Raw genomic sequence first — 22,444 nt, forward strand, 5'->3', positions numbered from 1 at the left:
CGGGCCCGCGGGTTCAAGCCGCCGGAAGCTCGAGGAAGACCGTCAGGTCGGTCTTGGTCTCCGGGCCCACCACCTTGCGTTTGCCGTCGCTGAGGAAGTAGGTGACGGTGGCCTTGTACTCCGGCGCTTCGCCGTCGTTGAGCGGCAGCTTCCAGTTCTTCTCCTCGTCGCCCGGCTTGAAGCGCAGGTCGATGCGCTTGGGGCCGTGCGACAAGGCCACGCTGACCATCTTCAGCTCGTCCCAGTTGAGCAGGTCCGGCACCACCGCCACTTCCAGCGCATCGAGCTTCTTGCCGACCAGGATGGTCGAGCGCGCCGCGACCTTCTCGGCCTCTTCCTTGCTGGTGCCGTCGGCGAACAAGGTGGTGACCGAATACTTGACCTCGCCCAAGTCCTCGTCGACGACCGGGAAGGTCCAGTCGAACGAGGTCATCTCGCTGGACAGGGTGACCACGGTCTTCTGGTTGTACTTGTTGGCCTTGTCGGCATAGCTGGCATCGACCGTGATCGAGGCGATCTCGGCGGTCAGGTCGCCGGCAGCGCGGAAGCTGATGGTCCTCGACGCCGAGAAGGGATCGTCGACGAACAATTCCTTGGCCTGCTGCTTCGCCGTCTTCTTGACCTGGCGGCCGTCGGCGAGCGTGTACAGGAACTCCAGGTCGATGTCCTCGGTGCGGGGCGCACCGATGATCTTGCGCAGCTGGAAGGTCGGCGTGTCCTTGGTCATGTTGAACTTGGCTTCGACGGGCTGCTTGCCGCCCTTGTAGCGCACCGTGACCTGGGTGCGCGGCACCTGGGCGAAATCGATGTCGCCGGGGCCGATGTCGAGCGCGAGCACGCCGAGGTCGTCGACGCTGATCGTCAGGTTGGTATCGTCGGTCTCGATTTCCGGCGACTGATGCTTGAAGGTGCTGTTCTTGTAGTTGACCGTATAGGAGTACTTGAACTTGCGGATGCCCTGATGAACGAAGGCCTCGAACTTGGCCACGTCGTCGGGCTTGGTGAAGGTGAACTCCTGGACTTTCTTGTTCGCTCCGTGCGGATAGCTGATCTTCACCTCGACGCTGTGGATCGGCAGGTTGGCGAAGTCGGCGTTGACCCGCATCACCACCTGCACGGTCTTGAGGAACTCGTCCAGGTTGATCTTGGAGTAGTAGTCCTCCCACTTCAGCGGCTTGTTCTTGTCGTCCTTGAGCGAGGTGATGGTCGGCAGCATGCCCTGCGGGTTGCGGTCGACGATGACCGCCTTGGCCTCGCTCCACTCCACTTTCACGTTGGCGATCTGGGTCTTGCTGATGCTGCGGCGGATGTTCTCGATGTCCTGGCCTTCCTGCAGCTCCTTGGTGTTCGGGTCGACCTCGGCGATTTCCTTGAGCAGGTTGCGTTGCACCGCCGCTTCCAACTGCTTGTTGATGATCGCGCGGATGTCGGCTTCGAGCTTGGCGTTGTCCTCGGCGCTGAGATTCGGCGCCTGCACGAACTCGAAATGGCTCTTGGTGATGTCGTTCTTCCAGCGGGTCGAGTTGACCGATTCGCTGTAGCTGTCGGGGCCCCAGAATCTGTCCTCGGTCTTGACCTCCTGCACGAAGCGGTAGAACTCCGAGGCGTTCCAGGTGCCCCAGACCTTCATTTCCGGCAGGCGCATGTAGCACTTCATCTTGTAGACGACCTGCACCGCCGAGGCCGAGCCGGTGCTCAGGGTTTCCTTGAAGATCGCCGTACCCAACTCGGACAGCTCGATCATGAACGAGGCGACGTTCCTGCCGTAGATCGAGGGCTTGCCGGCGCCGCGGATCTTCTCGACCAAGGCGCCGCCTTCGGTCAGCAGCAGTTCTACGGTGCCGTCGGTCCAGGTCACCGGCGCGATCGCCACCTTCGGCGGCGTCTTGCCCTTGTACTTCTCGGCGAGCTTCTTCTGCAGTTCGCCCGCGATCTTGGTCTGGACATCGGCGGGCACCGACAACTCGGTGTCGAAGGCGATGAAGCCGCCGAATTTCTTGCCGCCGTCCTCGCGGATCTGGCCATACTCGACGAAGCGCAGCGCCAGTCCCCCGCTGGCCATCTTCGCGAAGTTCGGCGCCTCCGGCATGATGTAGTAAGTGAAGTCGTTGGCGTCGTCGCCATAGACGACATGTCCTTGAATCGTATCTACGTTGTCGATCTTAAGCATGGACCTGCTCCTTATCCGATGTCTGAATTGCGCGCGTTCCTGTTGCGCGCCTGCCTGTTCCGTGACTGTCCTGCGTGCCCTTCCCGTGCGATGTGACGACCGCGCTTCGCGACGCAACGTAGTTCGGTACGAATGATTCAAACGCCGACGACGCTTCGCACCGGACAACGATCACACTATTTTTTCAGTAGTTTTCAGCGACTTTTCGAGCGCGCAGGCGCCCCCATCGATGCGCGCTTGCGGACGCGAACCGGCGTATCGGAGGCGAAGGGCGTCGACGCGATTCGGCATCGCGCGCGGCTCTCGTCGTTTTTACAAAGCGGCATCGCCGCCGACGCAATGCGCGTCCCCCACGGACCCGAACCGCTCCGCGAACGGTGTTTGCCAACGCGTTCGCGGTCGCGGGACGATCCAACCGGGCCGGCCGCCGCGCACGACGGCGACCGGCCCGCAAACCTAGCTGCGCGGCAGGCCCCAATCGGCGGCGTCGGCCGTGTACTGCTGTGTTTCGCCGGCCTCGCCGGGGTCGTCGCTGTCGACCCGGCTTTGTCGGTACCGCCCGGCACTGACCGCCTCCTCGCCCTGGTGCGAGCGTAGCGACAGATCGACCTCGACCGATTCGCTCCGGTAGGTCGATGCGCTGCGCCGCATCGGCGCGGCATCGGTGACGGCGTAGCGCACCGCCATCCAACCGTGCTCGCCTTGCAACGCCTTGCGCACCTTCGCCGCCTGCTCGCCGTCGAGCATGACGTTGAAGGCGGCGTGGTACGGCGGCACGCCCGATGACTTGCTATGGGCCAACGCGACATAGGCACCCTGGCCGTCGCCGAGCATCAGGCTCGCGCCGTCGACCGTCACCGGCGCCTGGCGCAGCGTCACTCGCTCCAGCGGCAGTTGCGCACGCGCGGCGAGTTCGACCCGGATCGCATCCAACGTCGCCGCCGACACGCCCCAGGCGCTGGTCAGGGCCAGCATGACCACGCTGCCGACGCTCACCAGGGTGAACTGCGGCCGGCCATCGACGCCGCTGGCCAGCCCCGGCGTACGCGCCCGGTAATGCCAGCACGCCGCTTCATCGGCTGGCGCCACCCACACGCCGAGAATGTCTTCGTAAGAGGTGTTGCTGTCGTCGGCACTCATGTGCGTTCTCCGATCGTCGTCCTTGGGGCGTCGCTGCTGTGCAACTGCAACGGCGTGTCGGGTTGCAGCACTTCGGACCAGGGCGACTGCGCCGACCAGCGCCAGCGATAGCCGGAACGGAACGGCGACAGCGATAGCCAGGTCCACTGCGCCTGGGGCGCACTGCGGGTGAATCTCACTTGCCTGCGTCGTGCAGGTTGTTCGGTGGCGTCTTCGGGGGCGATCTCGATCACCCGCTGCGGCGCGTCGTCGTCGAATTCGCAATGCAGTAGCAGTTCGCGCGAGCCGCTGCCTTCGAAGCTGAAGGCATCCAGGCGCAGGGCCTCGGCGTCGACCGGCGCCATCGCCCGCTGGGTGCCGTCGCTGCGCGCACGCGCATTGGCGCGGATGGTCGCCTGCTCGACATCGGCCGGAATGGCGAAGGCGAAGCTGGCCGAGTTTCGGTCCAGGTTCGCGCGCGCCGACCACGGCTTGCCTTTGCGCAGGCCTTTGCACTCGACTTCGATGTCGGCCTGCTCGACGAACACCGGCTCGGCCTCGACCGATACGAAACGCAGGCCGAAGTCGTCGGGCGCGACCAACAGATGCTCGCGGCTCGAAGTGCGCAGTGGGCCCTTGATGGTTTCGGCGCGCCCGTCCGACAGCAGCAGGGCGGTGGCTTGCCAGGCGTAGTCGAGTTCTTCCTTCGGCGACAGGCGCAGGTCCAGGGTGGTCGGACGATCCGCGGCGGCAAGTCGCGCCGAAGCCTTGATCGTAAACATGCGCGCCGGCGGCTTGGCCGGCACCTGCACGTCGACCTGGGCCTGGACGATGCCGATGCGCCGCTCCGGCAGGTTCGGCCGCACCGTGATCGCGCGCCAACCGCTGCTCAGGCTGTGCACGTCGTGGCGGCGCACCACCGTGTCGTGCAGGCTCGCCGCCGGCAGGGTCCGCAGCGGGCCGAGCGGGTCGGCCTCGACCGCGAACAAGCGCGGCGCCAGCACCGGCTCGGACAGGTTCCATCGCACCGAACCGGTCGTCATCGCCGCGGCGTCGAAGACGACGCGCACGCCGGTGGCGGCATCGGCCGGCGACGGCATCAAGTTGGCGTAGCGGGTGACGATGCGATCGATCAACGCATCGGCAAGCGGCTCCTTGAGCAGATCGCCGGAGCTCGCCGCGAGGCCGAGGCCCATGCTCTGCGGTGCCTCGATCAGGCGGCGGCGCAGCAGCGCCAGATCCAGCGTGGTGGCGCCGTCGCCGAGAGTCTTGACCGCGGTCAACAACGCGGCCGGATCGAAGTTCAGCGTCAGCGGCAGGCGATCGGCGACGCCGCGCACGCGCAACCAGGCCTGGCCGTTGACCGCGAGCAGGCCGCGTTGCAGCGCGGCGACGAACAGATCGGTGGCGGCACTGTCCAGTCGTACCGCCAACCCCATCGAGCCAACGCTGGCGCTGTCGAGCGGCAACAATTCGCCCAGCGACGGCGGCAGATCCAGGGCTTCGACCGCACTCAGACGCAACCAACCGCCTTCGTTCGGTAGGGCCGCCAAGGCGACGTTCTGGCCGGCATCGAAGGTGGCGCGGCGCGCCTCGTCGAGGCCGAACTCGGCGGCGAAGGCGATCGACAGAATCGAAAAACGCTCCAGCCCGGCCTTGCCGCGGTCCTGCTGGAAGATGTCGAGTCGCATCGGCGGCTCGCCGCCGATGCTCAATATGGCCGGCGGCTCGGCGCCGTGCGCCGCGAGCAGCACCGGCGGCAATTGGAACGCACCGGGGCGTTCATAGGCGGCGAACGCGATGCGTTCGCCGACCAGCATCGGCATGCGCCAATCGGGGCGGCCCGAGAACGACATCGCTCAAGCCCCCGCGATCAACACGGCGGGTTCGTCGGTGCGGGACCAGGGCGTGCTCGGCAGGCTCTGGCCCGACCTGTACACCACCGTCTGCCGGTACTCGTAGAAGCCTTCGCTGTCGCGGCGCAACAGGATGTCCATCAATGGCACCGGCACGTCGACGTCGATGGCCAGGTTGGCGGCATCGAGCACCGCGCGTTTGTTGCCGCGGAACTCGACGATGATGCTGGCGATCTCGCCCGCGGCCTGGCCCGCGTTGAGCAGCACCTCGGGCGTGGTCATCAACCGCACCGGACGCACCGTTTCCTGGTCGATGGTCTCGTCCAGGGTGTATTTCATGATCGCCTCGCCGTCGGGAATGCTGCGTACCGAGGCGGTGTTGAAGATCGCATCGGCCGGCGCGCTGCCGCTCAGCGCGGCGGTCGGCTGAACCACGAAATCGACGCCCTGCTCGGGTGCTATCTCGATCGGCTGGCTCAGGTCCAGCCCTTCGATGCGACCTTCGACCAGGCCTTCACCGCGGCTGATCCAGGTCGGCAGGCGGGCGATGCGCAGCTTGCTTTCGGTCGCGTTGAGCAAGCGCACCGCCACCGCGCCGGTCTGCGGGTCGGGGGTCTCGATCGACTGGAACAGCTCGCCTTCCATGTCGGCGAAGTTGAGCTTGACCGGCACCATCACGTTCTCGTTGATGCCGGTCGACACCACCACGCTGCCTTGCAACAGGTTGGAGTTCGACAGCGACATCAGCACCGCGAACACTTCCTGGAAATCGTCGAACTCGAAACGCTCGTTGACGGTGAAACCGTTGTCCCAGTCGATCGCCGCCGGCACCGTCTCCGAGCGGATCGCGCCATCGCGCATCAACGCCAGCTGCAGGGTCGAACTGGCGCGCAGCAGACGCAGGTCGAACTCGCGCTGCGGGTTGTCGGCGCTGGCCGGCACCTTGCTCGCCAGTTCGCGGCGCGCGGCGAGCAGGCGCTCGCCGTCGGTGACCGGGCGCACTTCGCAGGTCAGGTCGACCTTGGCGTCGTCGGCGTCGGTGCCCTGGTCGATGCGGAACGCCAGCGACGGCGCATGCGGTGCTTCGCTGCGGCGCGCGAGCTTGAAGGCGTCGGGCAGGTAATAGATCCGCGACGGGTCGCTCATGTCCTGGAAATAGGCATGGCTGCGACCACCGGCTGGGTAGCGCAGCGAATGCACCACCCAACGCGGCGCCGCCGGGCCGGGCTGCGCGCCGGACGGATACAGATACGGATGCAGCATCGGCTCGAAGAACAGCGCGATCGCCCAGTCCTGCGATTGGTTGGAGACGTCGTAGCGCGGCTCCGGCGCCGGCGCCGGCTCAGGTTGCGGCTGCGGCTGCGGTTCGGGCTCCGGCTCGGGCTGGACGATGATCGGCTCGCCGTCGAAACCGCGGCGCTTGATGTGCATGCGCATGCCCGGCATCGCAGCGCCGCGAGCCATCATCGCTGGACGCATCGCAGCTGGCTTGACCGCCACCGTCGGCGCCGCACTCGGCGCCACCCGCAGGCTCGCCGCCGAAGCATGCGACAAAACCGCCGCCGACACGCTCGCCTGCGGCGCCCGCGACAGCAGCATCTGACCCTTGATCATCATCAGCTGGCGCTTGGGCGCGTCCGGCGCCGGGCTGGCCGGCAACGGCACCGCCACGGTGTAGCCGCGCGAGATCAGCAGGCGCGCCTGCGACTCGCTCGACATGAAGGCGCGCAACAAGGCGTCGCGCTCGGCCAGGCTCAAGCGCAGCATCGCCACGCAGCCGCCGCGCGGGTCGTCGATCAACTCGCCAACCGGAAGACGCTGCTCGATCGCGGTGCCGGCGGCGCGATAGCTGATCACCGCGTTGCGCGCGAGCGGCAGCATCTGCGCGCTGCGCGCTGTGTCGGCGATCTCGGCGGCCGGATAGGTCTCCACCGCCACGCTGACCGCCCACAGACCGTCCTGGGCCTGCGCGACCTTGATCTCGTAGCGGCCGCCCTCGTTGCGCACGCGATAACGCGGCAGCCAATAGCGCTGCTGCGGGCTATGCGGATCTTCGAACAGGCAACGATCGTCGGGCGTGGTGCTGGGGCTGATCGGATGCGACGATTGCGAGCGCACGAAACCGGCATCGGCCTTGATAGGAAACAAGCCCGGGCGCAGATCGTTCAAGCGCGGCCGCACCGTGCGGCCTTCGAGCTGGGCGATGATCGCCGGTTGCGCACGCAACAGCGCCGGGTTGATCCGCATCGCCGGCATGACCGCAGGACGCGCGACAACTTCGGCGGCCACGACAGGCGCCATCACGACAGGCGCCACCACCGCGGGCGCCGCGACCGGCGCGGCGATCTTGATGGGTTTGGCGGGAGCGACCGCGACGGCCGGGCGCACGCCGGCGACGATCTGGTTGAGATTGAGCAGACGGCCCGGGGGCATGCGGTTCTCCTTGAAATCAGCGTCGGAACGCTGTCCGGCGAGGCGGTCCGGCCTCGTCGGGTCCTGGGTATCGTTCGAGTGCGCCCATGGCGCCCATCACCTGCAATACAACGCGGCGCCTGCGCGGCGCAGGACGTTGCATGGATGAAACGGATTCGACGCGTCGCGCATTCAGCACCGGCGACGCGCCTGGCGAGGGCGAAAACGATGGCCCGATCGGCGCAGCGATACGGATGCAAGCGCAAAAAAAACGGGAACGCCAGGCGCTCCCGTTTTACGACCCTAGACGATGGACCGCCGCGCACAACAGGCCGCGGCGAGCTGCGAACACCGCTACAGCGACCTTTACGACAGCCCCACTTTGAGAGAACCTTACGCATGGGGGAGGAGATTCGTGTTGAGGTAGTCACGCCGACGGCTGGCTTTACTGCCACGCCCTAGAAAAGGAGCTTGGGGGACCGGAGCATGGTGACAACAACGATTAAGCTTCAGAACTTCGCTAGCTACTCGCCTACAGAATCAACAACGCTCACGCTGACGAAGCCCGTCGCCGTTCTCTACGGTCATAACGGCGCGGGCAAATCAACAATCGCGAAGGTCATACGCCATCACGTCAACGCTACTCTCGACGGTGCCGGGAACTGCTCCGTTACGGTAAGTGGGTTAACTGAGCCAGAGTTCCTCATATACGACACCGAATACGTAGAGGAAAACTTCCACGCCAAGGAAGGGAAAGGCATCAGAGGAATCTTTACACTTGGCAAGAAGACAGCGGAAGAACTGGAAGAGATTGAGAGTCTCGAAGACGATGCACACAGGATTTCAACCGAACTAGAGACAGCGAACGCTGCGCAGTCGCAGTTGGACACCGATCTTGAGAAGGCATTAAACAGCGCCAAGGACGCCACCTGGTCCATAAAATCAGACTACGAAAAAGGTCCACTTCGCTTTTGCTTGGAAGAGAACAAGGTTCGTGGAGACAAGGCGAGACTCTTTCAGCATCTATCTAAAGCTGAGGATTCAGATGGTTCGATCCTGATTGAGGATCTTCTTCGCGAAGCTTCGGAGATCGAGGACGAGACTGCGGAGAAGAAGGCAGAACTGTCCATTCCGGCTAACTCTATAAGCAGCCTAGAGAGCAATCATCTCCTCGGAAGCGTCATAGCCGGATCATCAGACAGCCGCCTATCTGCGCTCATAGCGACCCTGAAGAACGAAAGCTGGGTGAGAAGCGGACAAGGATATTTAGACGACAGCAATGGTGCTTGCCCGTTCTGTCAACAAGCGCTTCCGCATGATCTCACGCTTGAGCTCGCAAAGCTCTTTGATACTGCGTATGAGGATCAGTGCAAGCAACTTGCCACGCTGCGCGACGAGTACAAGTCATCGGTCACCGCAATCATCAGTCTAGCGGGCGGCGCCCCCTATCATGACGAATATGTTTCTAGCGACCTAGCACTCCAGAATGCGTGGAAGGACTTGCTTCTAATCCTTGAGCACAACTCAACTGAGCTGGATAAGAAGGTCGGGAATCCAGGTGATCCGATTACGCCTACGGACTCGACCAAAACATTTGACGCATGGAGCGACCTCGCTGCTACCGCTGCAGCCAAGATCATCGACTACAACAATCGCATCGCCAATCGGGATCAAGTCAAGAAGAGCATAGACAAGCGGTTCTGGCAGCGCATGCGACATGATCACTCAGCCTCGCTTGCGCTCTACAAGACTCAGGCTGCGAGCATCACGAACCAGAAATCCACAATGGCGGAATCAATCACATCACTGACCACTGATCTTGCCACAAAGAAAAAGAGCCTTCGAGAACTCCGCGCCTCGGCCACGAACATCGATGCATCCATAGACGCAATTAACCAGCGCATTCAGAACATCGGCACTCAAGGCTTCAAGATCGAGAGAGACACCAAGAATGATGGCTATTACCACATAGCCAGAGGCTCCAAGGGGAAAATTGATTACAAATCCCTCAGCGAGGGGGAGAAGAATCTCATTACCTTCCTCTACTTCATTGAGTCGCTCGAAGGTTCACATAAATCTGACGGGAACTCCAACAAGTTAAATCGAATCATCGTCATTGATGACCCTGTATCGAGCCTCTCGCACAACCATATCTACGACATTGCCTCGCTGATTACGATTAACGTCATCGAACGAAGAACATTTCCGCAGATCATCATCCTCACGCACAGTTTGTTCTTCTATCACGAGCTTTTCAAAGCAATTCGTGAAAAGGAATGGAAGGACTATCAGTGCTTCCGTGTCACCAAGAAAGATTTCTCAGAGGTATGCGAGATGCGTCCCGATGAAATCAAGAACGATTACCAGTCGTACTGGTTGGTACTGAAGGAAGGAATCACCAGCCACAAGTATTCCGTGGCGGTCCCGATAGCTATGCGCTACATACTGGAACACTACTTCAGCTTCATTGGCTACCATGACAAACTTCGCGATGCCCTTCTCGCGCTCGGTGACGACGACAAGCCATTTCATGCGTTCTACCGATACATCAATCGCCAGTCTCACTCTGACGACATCAACATCTCCGACCTGCCTGAGATTGCCCCTAGCATCTACGTGGAAAAGTTTAGGCAAGTTTTCGACAAGACCGGCTATCTCCGGCACTTCAACCACATGATGGGAATCGAGGAAGCGGAGACGGAAGCGAGCTAGCTCAGGCTTAGCACGGAAGCCCGCCTCCTTTTGCCCATCTGCCTGAGCCTGCCCGCCTGAGCTGGCTGATGCCGCTCTTGTTAACTGCCCCGACGAGTTCGACTCGTCTGCGGTCCGGGCGAACACCAAGCCCCGCTGATCCGTAGCCGCTGAACCTGCTCCGCCAGCACCCGATGCCCCTCAGAGTGGCTAGGCTGCCACAGCTGAGGGGTAGTCACCACGACCGTAAGTTCAGGCTACCTGTTGGAAACTATTCCACCGTAACCGCCTTGGCCAGGTTGCGCGGCTTGTCGACGTCGGTGCCGCGCGCGAGCGCGGCGTGGTAGGCGAGCAACTGCACCGGGATCGCGTGCACCACCGGCGACAGCACGCCGACGTGGCGCGGGGTGCGGATCACGTGCACCGCCTCGGATTCGCCGAAGTGGCTGTCGAGGTCGGCGAACACGAACATCTCGCCGCCGCGCGCGCGCACTTCCTGGATGTTGGACTTGACCTTCTCCAACAGGCTGTCTTTCGGCGCGATCACCACCACCGGCATGTCGGCGTCGACCAGAGCCAGCGGGCCGTGCTTGAGTTCGCCGGCCGGATAGGCCTCGGCGTGGATGTAGGAGATTTCCTTGAGCTTGAGCGCGCCTTCCAGGGCGATCGGGTAATGCACGCCGCGGCCGAGGAACAGCGCGTGCTGCTTCGGCGCGAAGCGGTCGGCCCAGGCGGTGATCTGCGGTTCCAGGTTGAGCGCATGCTGGATGCTGCCCGGCAGGTGGCGCAGGGCGTCGATGAACTCGGCTTCCTGCTCGGCCGACAGCTTGCCGTGCTGTTTGGCCAGGGTCGCGGTGAGGATGAACAGCGCTACCAGTTGGGTGGTGAAGGCCTTGGTGGAGGCCACGCCGATCTCGGCGCCGGCGCGGGTGTAATACACCAGCTGGCTCGCCCGCGGGATCGCGCTTTCCGGCACGTTGCAGATCGACAAGGTCTTGTCGTGGCCGAGCGACTTGGCGTACTTCAGTGCTTCCATCGTGTCGAGGGTTTCGCCGGACTGCGAAATCGTCACGATGAGTTGCTTGGGATTGGCGACCGCGGCGCGGTAGCGGTATTCGCTGGCGATCTCGACCTGGCACGGCAGGCCGGCGATGGCTTCGATCCAGTAGCGCGCGGTCATGCCGGCGTAGTAGCTGGTGCCGCAGGCGAGAATCTGCACGCCCTCGATGCCGGCGAACACCGACTCGGCCTGCGCGCCGAACAATTCCGGCGAGAACTTGCCGTCGTCCATCACCGCTTCGATGGTGTCGGCGATGGCGCGCGGCTGCTCGTGGATTTCCTTCTGCATGAAGTGGCGGTACGGGCCGAGTTCGAGCGAGGCCAGCGACACGTCGGAGACGTGCACGTCGCGCTCGATCGCTGCGCCGTTGCCGTCGAACACGCGCACCTGGGCGCGGGTGATGTCGGCGGTGTCGCCTTCTTCCAGGAAGATCACCCGGCGGGTGGCCTGCAGAATCGCCGAGACGTCGCTGGCGACGAAGTTCTCGCCTTCGCCCAGGCCGATCAACAGCGGGCAGCCCATGCGCGCGGCGATCAGGCGGTCGGGTTCGTGCTTGCTGACCACGGCGATCGCATAGGCGCCGACCAGCTCGCGCACCGCCGCCTGCACCGCCACCAGCAAATCGCCCCCTTGCGACTGGTGGAAGTGGATCAGGTGGGCGATGACTTCGGTGTCGGTCTGCGACTCGAAGCTGTAGCCGGCCGCGCGCAGACGCTCGCGCTGCTCTTCGTGGTTTTCGATGATGCCGTTATGGACCACGGCCAGTTCGCCGAAGCTGATGTGCGGATGCGCATTGGCTTCGGTGACGCCGCCGTGGGTCGCCCAACGGGTGTGACCGATGCCCACCGAGGCGTTGAAGCCTTCGGCCTGGGCGGCCGCTTCCATTTCGCCGACGCGCCCGGTCCGGCGCACGCGGCGCAGGTCGGTGCCGTCGAACACGGCGATGCCGGCCGAGTCATAACCCCGGTATTCCAGTCGCTTCAAGCCATCGATCAAAATCGGTACCACGTCACGATCTGCGATCGCACCTACGATTCCGCACATGCTGGGGCAACTCCTTGGGGGATGCCCGCATTCTATCCGCGCCCCATGGCGGACACGTCCGGCGGACGCACTGTCCGTCCGGCCGGACACCCGGACAGCGGCGTCCGGCCTTAAAAATCAAAGGCTTGCGGTTGGCACGCGTTGTGCTTGGGTTATGGATAAACCGCCAAGCCCGAGTCCCACCGAAATGAGCATCCGCGACACTTCTGCGCAGGACCACCGAGTCGCCACCGCCACCGTGCAGGGTCGGCACCGTCGCCGCTGGCTGCTCGGCGCCGGCGCCGGTGTGTTCGCGTTGGGCGCGGGCGCCTGGCTGCTGTCGGGCTGGAGCGCGGGCGGCCGTTCGGTCGATGCCGAGCGTTTGCGCATCGCCGAGGTGAAGCGCGGCGAGCTGGTCCGCGACATCGCCGCCGACGGCCGGGTGATCGCCGCCAACAGCCCGATCCTGTATGCGATCGCCGGCGGTTCGGTCGACCTGAAAGTGGTCGCCGGCGACGTAGTCCGCAAGGGCCAGGTGCTGGCCGAGATCGACAGCCCGGAACTGCGCAGCAAGCTCGCCCAGGAGCAGGCCACCCTGGCCAGCCTGGAAGCCGAGGCCAGCCGCGCCGAGCTCGACGCCGAACTGGCGCGTTCGACCGCACGCAAGGAACTCGACCAGGCCCAGATCGCCCGCGTCGCCGCGCTGCGCGACCTGGAGCGCTACCAGCGCGCCTTCGAAGGCGGCGCGGTCGCCAAGGTCGACGTCGCCAAGGCCCAGGACGATCTGAAGAAATCCGACATCGGCCTGAGCCACGCCCAGGGCGACCTCGGCCGCCAGGGCCGCAGTGCCGCGCTGGACACCCGCAACAAGCGCCTGCTCGCCGATCGCCAGCGCGCGATCGCGGTCGAGGCCCAGCGCCAGGTCGAAGCGCTGACCCTGCGCGCGCCGTTCGACGGCCAGGTCGGCCAGGTCCAGGTCGCCCAGCGCGCCAACGTCGCGATCAACGACCCGGTGTTGAGCGTGGTCGACCTGAGCGTGTTCGAAGTCGAGATCAAGGTGCCGGAAAGTTTCGCCCGCGACCTGGCGATCGGCATCCCGGCCCAGGTCACCAGCGGCAGCGGCCAGCCGTTCGCGGCGCAGATCTCCGCGGTTTCGCCCGAAGTCGTCAACGGCGAAGTGGTCAGTCGCCTGCGTTTCACCGGCAAGCAGCCGCCGGGCCTGCGCCAGAGCCAGCGCCTGAGCGCTCGCATCGTCCTGGACACCCGCCGCAACGCGCTGATGATCGAGCGCGGCCCGTTCCTGGAGCAAGCCGGCGGCAACAGCGCCTATGTCGTCGCCAACGGCGTCGCCACCCGCCGCCCCATCCGCACCGGCGTGAGCAGCCTCAACGCCGTGGAAATCCTCGAAGGTCTGCAACCGGGCGAGCGTGTCGTCGTCTCCGGCAGCGACCAGTTCGAAAACGCCGAAACCGTCCGCATCAGTGGAGAATGATCATGCAAACCCAACACCACGCCACCGACGTCCCGTTCGCCCCGCAGTGGAGCTCGCAAGAGCTGACCGACGCCGTGCCGCTGCGCCTGCATCAGCTGATCGATTTCGATCAGGCCCGCGATGCCGGCAATGCGCGCAGCGCCAACGAAGCCGCACCGCGCCGCCCGATCCGCATCCATCGTTACCTGGCCGCGTGCGCGCTGCCGATGTTCGCGATCCGCTGAAGCCCACCGCCAAAGGAAACACGTCATGCTCGACATGCGCCAGGTCACCAAGGTCTACCGCACCGAACTCGTCGAAACCCACGCCCTGCGCTCGCTGGACCTGCACGTACGGGACGGCGAATTCGTCGCGGTGACCGGCCCCTCGGGCTCGGGCAAGACCACCTTCCTCAACATCGCCGGCCTGCTGGAGACCTTCAGCGGCGGCGAGTACCGACTCGACGGCGAGGACGTACGCGGTCTGTCCGACGATGCGCGTTCGCGCCTGCGCAACCAGAAGATCGGCTTCATCTTCCAGAGCTTCAACCTGATTCCCGACCTCAACCTGTTCGACAACTGCGACGTGCCGCTGCGCTACCGCCGCATGCCGGCGGCCGAGCGCAGGCAGCGCATCGAGCAGGCCCTGACCCAGGTCGGCCTGGGCTCGCGCATGAGGCACTACCCGGCCGAGTTGTCCGGCGGTCAGCAACAGCGCGCGGCGATCGCCCGCGCCCTCGCCGGCACCCCGCGTCTGCTGCTCGCCGACGAACCCACCGGCAACCTCGACTCGCAGATGGCGCGCGGGGTGATGGAACTGCTGGAAGAGATCAACGGCCAGGGTACGACCATCATCATGGTCACTCACGACCCCGAGCTCGCCGCGCGCGCCCAGCGCAACGTCCACATCGTCGACGGCATGGCCACCGACCTGAAGGCCGAGCCGAGCCTGATCCGCGCACCGATGCCGACGGCCTCCGTCGATGCCGACGCCACCCTCGCCTGAGACCGTCGCCATGACCGGAAACAGCCAGTTCGGCTATTACGTCCAGCTCGCCCTGCGCAGCTTCAAGCGCAACCAGGTGCTGACCGCGCTGATGGTGGTCGCCATCGCGCTCGGCATCGGCGCGGCGATGACCACCCTGACCGTGTTCTATGTATTGTCCGGCGATCCGCTGCCCGGCAGGAGCGAGCACTTGTTCCATCCGCGCATGGATCCGCGCCCGATGGCCGGCTACACGCCCGGTGCCGAGCCGCACGAGGACATGACCCGCCTCGACGCCGAGACGCTGTTGCGCGAGAAGCGCGGCGACCGCCAGGCGCTGATGAGCGGCGGCGACGTCGCCATCGAGCCGCGCCGCGACGGCCTGCCGCCGTTCCGCCAGATCTCGCGCTACACCTCGACCGATTTCTTCGCCATGTTCGGCGTGCCGTTCCAGTACGGCGGCCCGTGGCCGAGCGAAGACGATGCGCGCCGCGCCCGCGTCGCGGTGATCGGCGCCGCCCTCAACGAGAAACTGTTCGGCGGCGGCAACAGCGTCGGCAAGTCGTTGTGGATCGACAAGAGCGAGTTCCGCATCGTCGGCGTGATCCGCGACTGGAACCCGCAGCCGAAGTTCTACGATCTGTCCGACCGCAACGGCTTCGGCGAACGCGAACTGCTGTTCCTGCCGTTCTCGACCAGCCGCGACCTGAACATGAGCTCGCAAGGTAACTTCGATTGCTGGGGCGAGAGCAACCTCGATGCGGAAGGCAGTCGCGGCATCAACGCCCCGTGCGCCTGGGTGATCTACTGGGTCGAGCTGGGCACGCCGGAAAAAGTCGCGGCTTATCGCCAGTACTTGCAGAACTATGTCGCCCAGCAACGCAGCGCCGGACGCTTCGAACGCCCGACTGCGCCGGTGCTCGATGACGTCATGCAATGGCTGGATTTCAAGCGCGTCGTGCCCGCCGACGTGCGCCTGCAGACCTGGCTCGCCTTCGGTTTCCTGCTGGTCTGCCTGCTCAACACGGTCGGCCTGCTGCTGGCCAAGTTCCTGCGCCGCTCCAGCGAGATCGGTGTGCGCCGCGCGCTCGGCGCGAGCCGTAGCGCGATCTTCGCCCAATGCCTGGTCGAAGCCGGCACCGTCGGCCTGGCCGGCGGCCTGCTCGGCCTGCTGTTGGCGCAGGTGGGGCTGTGGGCGGTGCGCCAACAGCCGGTCAGCTATGCCGCCCTCGCCCGCCTCGACCCGACCATGTTGCTCGTCACCTTCCTTCTGGCCGTCGTCGCCAGCGTGCTCGCCGGGCTGTTGCCGGCCTGGCGCGCCTGCCAGGTGACGCCGGCGATCCAGCTCAAGAGTCAGTGACCCATCTTCCGTCGAGGCACGCCATGGATATCCGCCCCATCCTGTCCACCCTGCGCCGGCACAAGACCGCCGCCGCGCTGATCGTGTTCGAAGTCGCCCTGACCTGCGCGATCATCTGCAATGCGGTGTTCCTGATCGAAAGCCGCATCGCCCGCATGCAGCGCCCCAGCGGCATGGTCGAGAACGAACTGATCCGCTTCTCGATCGGCGGCATCAACGAGAAAGGCGGTGCCGATTCGTTGACGAAGTCGGACCTGGCGGTGTTGCGCTCGCTGCCCGGGGTCAAGGCGGCGACCGTGACCAACCAGGTGCGCTACGGCCGGTCGTCGTGGAACACCGGCCTGGAGCTCAAACGCGGCCAACCGGTGCCGACCACCAACGCCACGACCTATCTCGGCGACGAGCAGTTCCTCAAGACCATGGGGCTCAAGCTGGTCGCCGGCCGCGATTTCAACGCCGACGAGGTGCTCAGCTACCGCAAGATCCGCGAACCGGGTTCGGACTATCCGGTCTCCTCGGCGATCGTCACCCGCTCGCTGGCCGAGATGTTGTTCCCCGGCCAGGACCCGATCGGCAAGGTGTTCTACGATTCGGACGACTCGCCGATCCGCGTCGTCGGCATGGTCGAACACCTGCTGCGCCCGAACGAGCTCTTCGGCCCGGCCAGCGCCGACTACTCGGTGATCTACCCGATCCAGGTGGACTACAACGGCGGCATCTACCTGATCCGTACCGACCCCGCGCGGCGCCAGGAAGTGCTCAAAAGCGCCGCCGAAGCGCTGAGCAAGAACGGTCCGTTGCGCATCCTCGACGAGAACAACGACACCCTCGAGAACATGAGCGACAAGTTCCATCAGACCGACCGCTCGATGGTCTGGCTGCTCGCTTCGGTCTGCATCGCCCTGCTGATCGTGACCGCGCTCGGCATCGTCGGCCTGGCCAGCTTCTGGGTGCAGCAGCGGACCAAGCAGATCGGCGTGCGCCGGGCGCTCGGCGCCACCCGCGGCCAGATCCTGCGCTATTTCCAGACCGAGAACTTCCTGCTGACCAGCATCGGCATCGGCCTGGGCATGGCGCTGGCATTCGCGATCAACCTGGCCCTGATGCGCTATTACGAGCTGCCGCGCCTGCCCGGGTTCTATCTGCCGCTCGGCGCGCTGTGCCTGTGGCTGCTGGGGCAACTCGCGGTATACGGCCCGGCCCGGCGCGCGGCGCTGGTGCCGCCGGCACTGGCGACGCGTTCGGCTTGATCGCTCGCACCGCCGGGAAAATAAAATCGCTCGGCAGCGCCACCGATCCGCCCTTCGACGTATCTGTGAATATCAATCCCGTCCGGCACCGGACGGGACCGGGACTTCGCCTCCCGTCCCAACGCCATTCGCCACCATGGAGCCCACCATGACTCTTGCGTACCCGCATCGCCCCACCCGCTCCGCGCTCCGTATCGCCGCACTGTCGGCCGCGCTCGTCGGCGCGATGGGTCTGCCCGCCGCTTATGCCGCCGCAAAGACCACCGACAGCGCGGTGGGCGCACCCGCCTCCGCCGCAGCCAACGACGTCGTCGCGCGCACGCGCCAGTTCGACGCCCTGGTCGACGAGCAGTGGGAAGGCCTGATGCGCGAGCTGCCGGAACAGGCCAGCTTCTTCGGCGACTACCGCTACAACGCCGCCTGGAGCGATTTCTCCCTGGCCGGCGCCCGGCGCCACAACCAAGCGACCCGCGCCCTGCTCAAACGCCTCCAGGCCGTCGACACCACCGGCTTCGCCGACAGCGACCTGCTCAATCACCGCCTGCTGGTGCGCTGGCTCGAAAACGACCTCCAGGGTTATGAGCTCAAGACCAACCAGATGCCGCTGGACCAGTTCAACGGCACCCATCTGTTCCTGACCATCATGGTCAAGGCATTTCCGTTCAACGACACCCGGCAGTACGACGACTATCTGGCCCGTCTACGCGCGATTCCGCGCATTCTCGATCAGGTCACCGAGGTCGCCCGCGAGGGCGCCAAGAACGGTCTGATGCAGCCGCGCTATCTGCTCGACAAGGTCGCCGCGCAATGCAACGGCATCGCCGACGTCGCCGGCGAGGACAGCGTGTTCGCCGCGTCGCTGAAGAAGTTCCCCGACAGCGTGCCGGCGGCCGAACGCGAACGCCTGCGCAAGCAGATCCTCGACGTCGTCGACCAACAGGTGCGGCCGGCCTATCGCCGCCTCGCCGAGTTCGTCGCCAAGGAATACGCGCCGCAGGGCCGCGAGCAGTACGGCGTTTGGTCGGTGCCGAACGGCGATGCTCTGTACCGCTATGCGATCGAACAATTCACCTCTTCGTCGATGACGCCCGAGGCGATCCATCGGCTCGGCCTGAGCGAGGTCGAACGCATCGAACGCGCGCAGACCGAGATCGCCCGGCGCCTGGGTTACGCCGACCTGAAGACCGCGCGCAAGGCGATGGCCGCCGATCCCGCCCGCCATGCGAAATCGCGCGAGCAGATTCTCGAGCTGTACCGCCAGTACATCGCGGCGATGGAAAAACGCCTGCCCGATTTGTTCGGCACTCTGCCGACCACCGCGGTGCAGGTGCAGGCAGTGGAAACCTGGCGCGAGAAAGAAGCCTCGTCGGCGCAGTACATGCCCGGCACGCCGGACGGCAAGCGCCCGGGCCTGATCACGGTCAACACCGGCGAGCCCGACAAGCGCCTGCTGACCACGGTCGAGGCCATCGCCTACCACGAAGGCGTGCCCGGCCATCACCTGCAGCTGTCGGTCGCGCGCGGCCTGCCGGCCCTGCCGAAGTTCCGCACCCTGACCGGCCAGCTCGCCTACATCGAAGGCTGGGGCCTGTACTCGGAAGATCTCGGCAAGGAAGTCGGTTTCTACCAGGACCCGTACAGCGATTTCGGCCGGCTCTCGCAGGAGCTGATCCGCGCCAACCGCCTCGTGCTCGACACCGGCGTGCATCACGAACGCTGGAGCCGCGAGCAGATGGTGCAGTGGATGCGCGAGCACTCCGACATGGAAGAACCGAACATCCAGGCCGAGGCCGACCGCTACATCGCCTGGCCGGGCCAGGCCCTGGCCTACAAGATGGGGCAATTGAAGATCCGCGAATTGCGCGCCCGCGCCGAATCGCAGCTCGGAGGGCGCTTCGACATCCGCGCCTTCCACGACCAGATCCTCGGCGGCGGCGCCTTGCCGCTGCGCGAACTGGAAACGCGGATCGATCGCTGGATCGCCTCGGTGCCGGCGGATGCGTCACCGGCCAAGCTCGCGAAATAAGCATCGCCCAATAAGCATGGCCAAGTAAGCATCACGAAACGGCCTCGTCCGGGCCGGACGACGGCCGCCCCGCTCCTCTCGCGGCCCATGCGAGAGGAGCGCGGACGATCCGCGGATCGCGGACTGCGCACTCGGCGGGCCGGTTGCGGTAAGCGCACGCCGAACATCGACGTCCCCGGCCGCGCCTCGCCGGCCCGACCTGCACCCCCGAGCCCGCGCCGTATACTGCCTCGACAACGAGTCGCCGCGATCCGGCGCCCGCTCCCGAACCACACGGATTCCTGATGCGCACGGTCCTGGTCATCGACGACAACCCGGCGGTCGGCACCGCGCTCGACCTGCTGTTCGGCCTGCGCGAGATCCGCGTGATCACCGCGCAGTCGCCGGACGAAGGCCTGGAGCTGCTGGGTCGCGAGGATATCGGTCTGGTCCTGCAGGACATGAACTTCACTGCCGACACCACCTCGGGCGAGGAAGGCGTGGCGCTGTTCCGCGCGATCCGCGCGCGCCATCCGGACCTGCCGATCATCCTGCTGACCGCATGGACGCATCTGGACATCGCCGTCGACCTGGCCAAGGCCGGCGCCGCCGATTACCTGGCCAAGCCCTGGGACGACCAGAAACTGCTCGCCAGCGTCGAGAACCTGCTCGAACTCGGCGCCAGCACCCGCGAGGTGTCGCGCCTGCACGAACAACGCCGCAAACTGCAGCGCGACCTGGAAGCGCGCTACGACCTGCGCGGCCTGGTGTTCGGTTCCGAACCGCTGGCGCGGGTGATCGAGCTCGCCGGCCAGGTCGCGCGCGCCGACGTGCCCGTGCTGATCACCGGCCCCAACGGCGCCGGCAAGGAAAAAATCGCCGAGATCATCCAGGCCAATTCCTCGGTCAAGTCCGGCCCCTTCGTGACCCTGAACTGCGGCGCGCTGCCGACCGAACTGATCGAAGCCGAGCTGTTCGGCGCCGATGCCGGCGCCTACACCGGCGCCAACAAAATGCGCGAAGGCAAGTTCGAGGCGGCCGACGGCGGCACCTTATTTCTCGACGAAATCGGCAACCTGCCGCCGGCCGGACAAATGAAGTTGTTGCGCGTGCTCGAGACCGGGCGCTTCGAACGGCTCGGCTCGAACCGCGAGCGCCAGGTCAAGGTGCGGGTGATCAGCGCCACCAACGCCGACCTGCCGACGATGATCCGCGACGGCCGTTTCCGCGAAGACCTGTACTACCGCCTCAACACCATCCAGATCGACATTCCGCCGCTGGCCGAACGCCGCGACGACGTGCTGCCGTTGGCGCGGCATTTCCTGCGCGACAACCCGCTCGGCCAGGGCAAGCGCCTCAGCGAAGAGGCCGAGCGCGCGCTGTACGCGCACGCCTGGCCCGGCAACGTGCGCGAGCTGCGCAACACCTTGCAACGGGCGGCCCTGCTCGCGCGCGGCGACAGCATCGGCGCGGCCGACCTCGGCCTGCCGGCTGCGCCGCCGCCGAGTGCGGCCAACGGCGGCGAAGAACCCGACCGCATCGCCATCGAGGCCGCGCTCGAACGCGCCGGCGGCGTGCTCGCACAAGCCGCCGGCGAACTCGGCCTATCGCGGCAGGCCTTGTACCGCCGCCTCGAACGGCTCGGCATCAAGCGCGACTGAGGTCCGATCATGCGCCGTCTTCCCCTGAGTCTGGTCTTCAGCGTCATCGCCCTGGCCTACCTCGCAGGCGGTGCGGCGCTGACCCTGTGGCTGTCGGACCGCCTCGCCAGCCGCTGGCTTGCCTTCGCCATCGTGGTGGCGGTGCTCGCGCCGCTGCTGATCTATCACGTCCATCGCGCCTTCGCGCCGATGAACTCGCTGTTCCGCGCGCTCGCCGGCTCGGTGGCGAGCTATCGCGATGGCGATTACTCGATCAGCTTCCACTGGACCGGCCAGGGCGATCTCGGCGACCTGGTCGCCAGCCACAACCGTCTCGGCGACGCCTTGCGCGAACAACGCCTGAGCCTGGTACAGCGCGAGCTGCTGCTCGACACCATGATCCAGAACACTCCGGTGGCGATGATGCTGGTCGACCCGACCCGGCGCATCGTCCACGGCAACCTCGCCGCGCGCAAAATGCTCGGCGAAGGCCGTCGCCTGGAGGGCCAGAGCTTCGCCGACCTGCTGTCGCGCGCGCCCACACCGATGCAGGAAGCCTTCGAGCGCGGCGGCGACGGCATGTTTTCGGTCGGCGACATCGAGAACGAAGAGATCTATCACCTCTCGCGCCGCATCTTCCGCCTCAACGGGCGCGCTCACGAACTCGTGCTGTTGCGTCAGCTCACCGCCGAGCTGCGCCGCCAGGAAGTGCAGACCTGGAAGAAAGTGATCCGGGTGATCAGCCACGAGCTCAACAACTCGCTGGCGCCGATCGCCTCGCTCGCCCACTCCGGCGCCGAGCTGCTGCGCCGCGGCCAGTACGAGCGCCTGCCGACCGCGCTGACCACGATCGAGGAGCGCGCGCGCCATCTCGAAGGTTTCATCCGCGACTACGCTCGCTTCGCCAAGCTGCCCTCGCCGCGCCTGCAACCGATCGAGTGGTCGCGCTTCGTCGAGCAACTGCGCAGCCAGGTCGACTTCGCCTACGACGGCGTGCAGGGTGAAGCGATCGCGCGGGTCGACGCCGCACAGCTCGAACAGAGCCTGATCAACCTGCTCAAGAACGCCCACGAATCCGGCTCCAAGCCCGAGGACGTACGCCTGCAACTGCGCCGCGTGCAGGACGCCTGGCGCATCGACGTGCTCGACCGCGGCAGCGGCATGAACGATGCGGTGTTGTCCAATGCCTTGCTGCCGTTCTACTCGACCAAGCGCAACGGCACCGGCCTGGGCCTGGCCCTGGCGCGCGAGATCGCCGAGGCCCACGGCGGCCGCATCGCCCTACTCAATCGCGAAGGCGGCGGCTTGTGCGTGTCGATGGTGTTGCCGGATTCATGAGCCACGGGCAGGCGCGATCGGGCAAGTGAGATGGCGGCCGATGCATGTATTCATTCCGGCCGCCG

Annotated in this window: 14 protein-coding genes; 9 read left to right on the top strand and 5 right to left on the bottom strand. The window is 65.6% G+C overall.

Annotation, left to right across the window (positions count from 1 at the left end):
• Nucleotides 1-13: 13 nt before the first annotated feature.
• The 4 genes from ACTOWK_RS05475 to ACTOWK_RS05490 all read right to left on the bottom strand — a co-directional run bounded on the left by ACTOWK_RS05475 (nucleotide 14) and on the right by ACTOWK_RS05490 (nucleotide 7,578).
• Nucleotides 14-2,170 (bottom strand): hypothetical protein, encoded by a 2,157-nt coding sequence (locus ACTOWK_RS05475; RefSeq protein ID WP_441329175.1) that lies wholly within the window; start codon nucleotides 2,168-2,170, stop codon nucleotides 14-16.
• A 456-nt stretch (nucleotides 2,171-2,626) separates the two neighbouring features.
• Nucleotides 2,627-3,310, bottom strand: a complete 684-nt coding sequence (locus ACTOWK_RS05480) for a hypothetical protein (protein ID WP_441329176.1) — start codon at nucleotides 3,308-3,310, stop codon at nucleotides 2,627-2,629.
• Nucleotides 3,307-5,115, bottom strand: a complete 1,809-nt coding sequence (locus tag ACTOWK_RS05485) for a hypothetical protein (RefSeq protein WP_441329177.1) — start codon at nucleotides 5,113-5,115, stop codon at nucleotides 3,307-3,309. The genes ACTOWK_RS05480 and ACTOWK_RS05485 overlap by 4 nt, the downstream gene beginning before the upstream one ends.
• Before the next feature lie 33 nt (nucleotides 5,116-5,148).
• Nucleotides 5,149-7,578: a hypothetical protein gene (locus tag ACTOWK_RS05490; protein ID WP_441329178.1), complete on the bottom strand. Its 2,430-nt coding sequence runs from the start codon at nucleotides 7,576-7,578 to the stop codon at nucleotides 5,149-5,151.
• Nucleotides 7,579-8,043: 465 nt separating this feature from the next.
• Here ACTOWK_RS05490 and ACTOWK_RS05495 point away from each other — a divergent pair, with 465 nt between their 5' ends.
• Nucleotides 8,044-10,269 (top strand): AAA family ATPase, encoded by a 2,226-nt coding sequence (locus ACTOWK_RS05495; RefSeq protein ID WP_441329179.1) that lies wholly within the window; start codon nucleotides 8,044-8,046, stop codon nucleotides 10,267-10,269.
• A 250-nt stretch (nucleotides 10,270-10,519) separates the two neighbouring features.
• Here ACTOWK_RS05495 and glmS read toward each other — a convergent pair whose 3' ends face one another.
• The gene (glmS, locus tag ACTOWK_RS05500) at nucleotides 10,520-12,352 is read right to left on the bottom strand and encodes a glutamine--fructose-6-phosphate transaminase (isomerizing) (RefSeq protein WP_441329180.1); all 1,833 of its coding nucleotides are present in this window, start codon (nucleotides 12,350-12,352) and stop codon (nucleotides 10,520-10,522) included.
• Nucleotides 12,353-12,539: 187 nt separating this feature from the next.
• On the opposite strand from glmS, the gene ACTOWK_RS05505 reads away from it, so the two are divergent.
• From ACTOWK_RS05505 to ACTOWK_RS05540, 8 genes are all read left to right on the top strand, one after another.
• Complete coding sequence (locus tag ACTOWK_RS05505) at nucleotides 12,540-13,823, top strand: efflux RND transporter periplasmic adaptor subunit (RefSeq protein ID WP_441329181.1); 1,284 nt, start codon at nucleotides 12,540-12,542, stop codon at nucleotides 13,821-13,823.
• A 2-nt stretch (nucleotides 13,824-13,825) separates the two neighbouring features.
• Nucleotides 13,826-14,047 (top strand): hypothetical protein, encoded by a 222-nt coding sequence (locus tag ACTOWK_RS05510; RefSeq protein ID WP_441329182.1) that lies wholly within the window; start codon nucleotides 13,826-13,828, stop codon nucleotides 14,045-14,047.
• A gap of 25 nt (nucleotides 14,048-14,072) precedes the next feature.
• Nucleotides 14,073-14,807, top strand: coding sequence for an ABC transporter ATP-binding protein (locus ACTOWK_RS05515; protein WP_441329183.1), 735 nt, complete (start codon nucleotides 14,073-14,075; stop codon nucleotides 14,805-14,807).
• Nucleotides 14,808-14,817: 10 nt separating this feature from the next.
• Entirely contained in the window at nucleotides 14,818-16,146 is a 1,329-nt protein-coding gene (locus ACTOWK_RS05520) for an ABC transporter permease (protein ID WP_441329184.1), read from the top strand.
• A gap of 23 nt (nucleotides 16,147-16,169) precedes the next feature.
• Nucleotides 16,170-17,396 (top strand): ABC transporter permease, encoded by a 1,227-nt coding sequence (locus ACTOWK_RS05525; protein ID WP_441329185.1) that lies wholly within the window; start codon nucleotides 16,170-16,172, stop codon nucleotides 17,394-17,396.
• A 226-nt stretch (nucleotides 17,397-17,622) separates the two neighbouring features.
• Nucleotides 17,623-19,422: a DUF885 domain-containing protein gene (locus ACTOWK_RS05530; protein WP_441329355.1), complete on the top strand. Its 1,800-nt coding sequence runs from the start codon at nucleotides 17,623-17,625 to the stop codon at nucleotides 19,420-19,422.
• Between the two features lie 284 nt (nucleotides 19,423-19,706).
• Nucleotides 19,707-21,062: a sigma-54-dependent transcriptional regulator gene (locus ACTOWK_RS05535; RefSeq protein WP_441329186.1), complete on the top strand. Its 1,356-nt coding sequence runs from the start codon at nucleotides 19,707-19,709 to the stop codon at nucleotides 21,060-21,062.
• Between the two features lie 9 nt (nucleotides 21,063-21,071).
• Complete coding sequence (locus ACTOWK_RS05540; RefSeq protein WP_441329187.1) at nucleotides 21,072-22,379, top strand: sensor histidine kinase; 1,308 nt, start codon at nucleotides 21,072-21,074, stop codon at nucleotides 22,377-22,379.
• Nucleotides 22,380-22,444: the final 65 nt, after the last annotated feature.

The organism is Lysobacter sp. CA196 (genome assembly GCF_052078695.1).
Classification (GTDB): Bacteria; Pseudomonadota; Gammaproteobacteria; order Xanthomonadales; family Xanthomonadaceae; genus Lysobacter.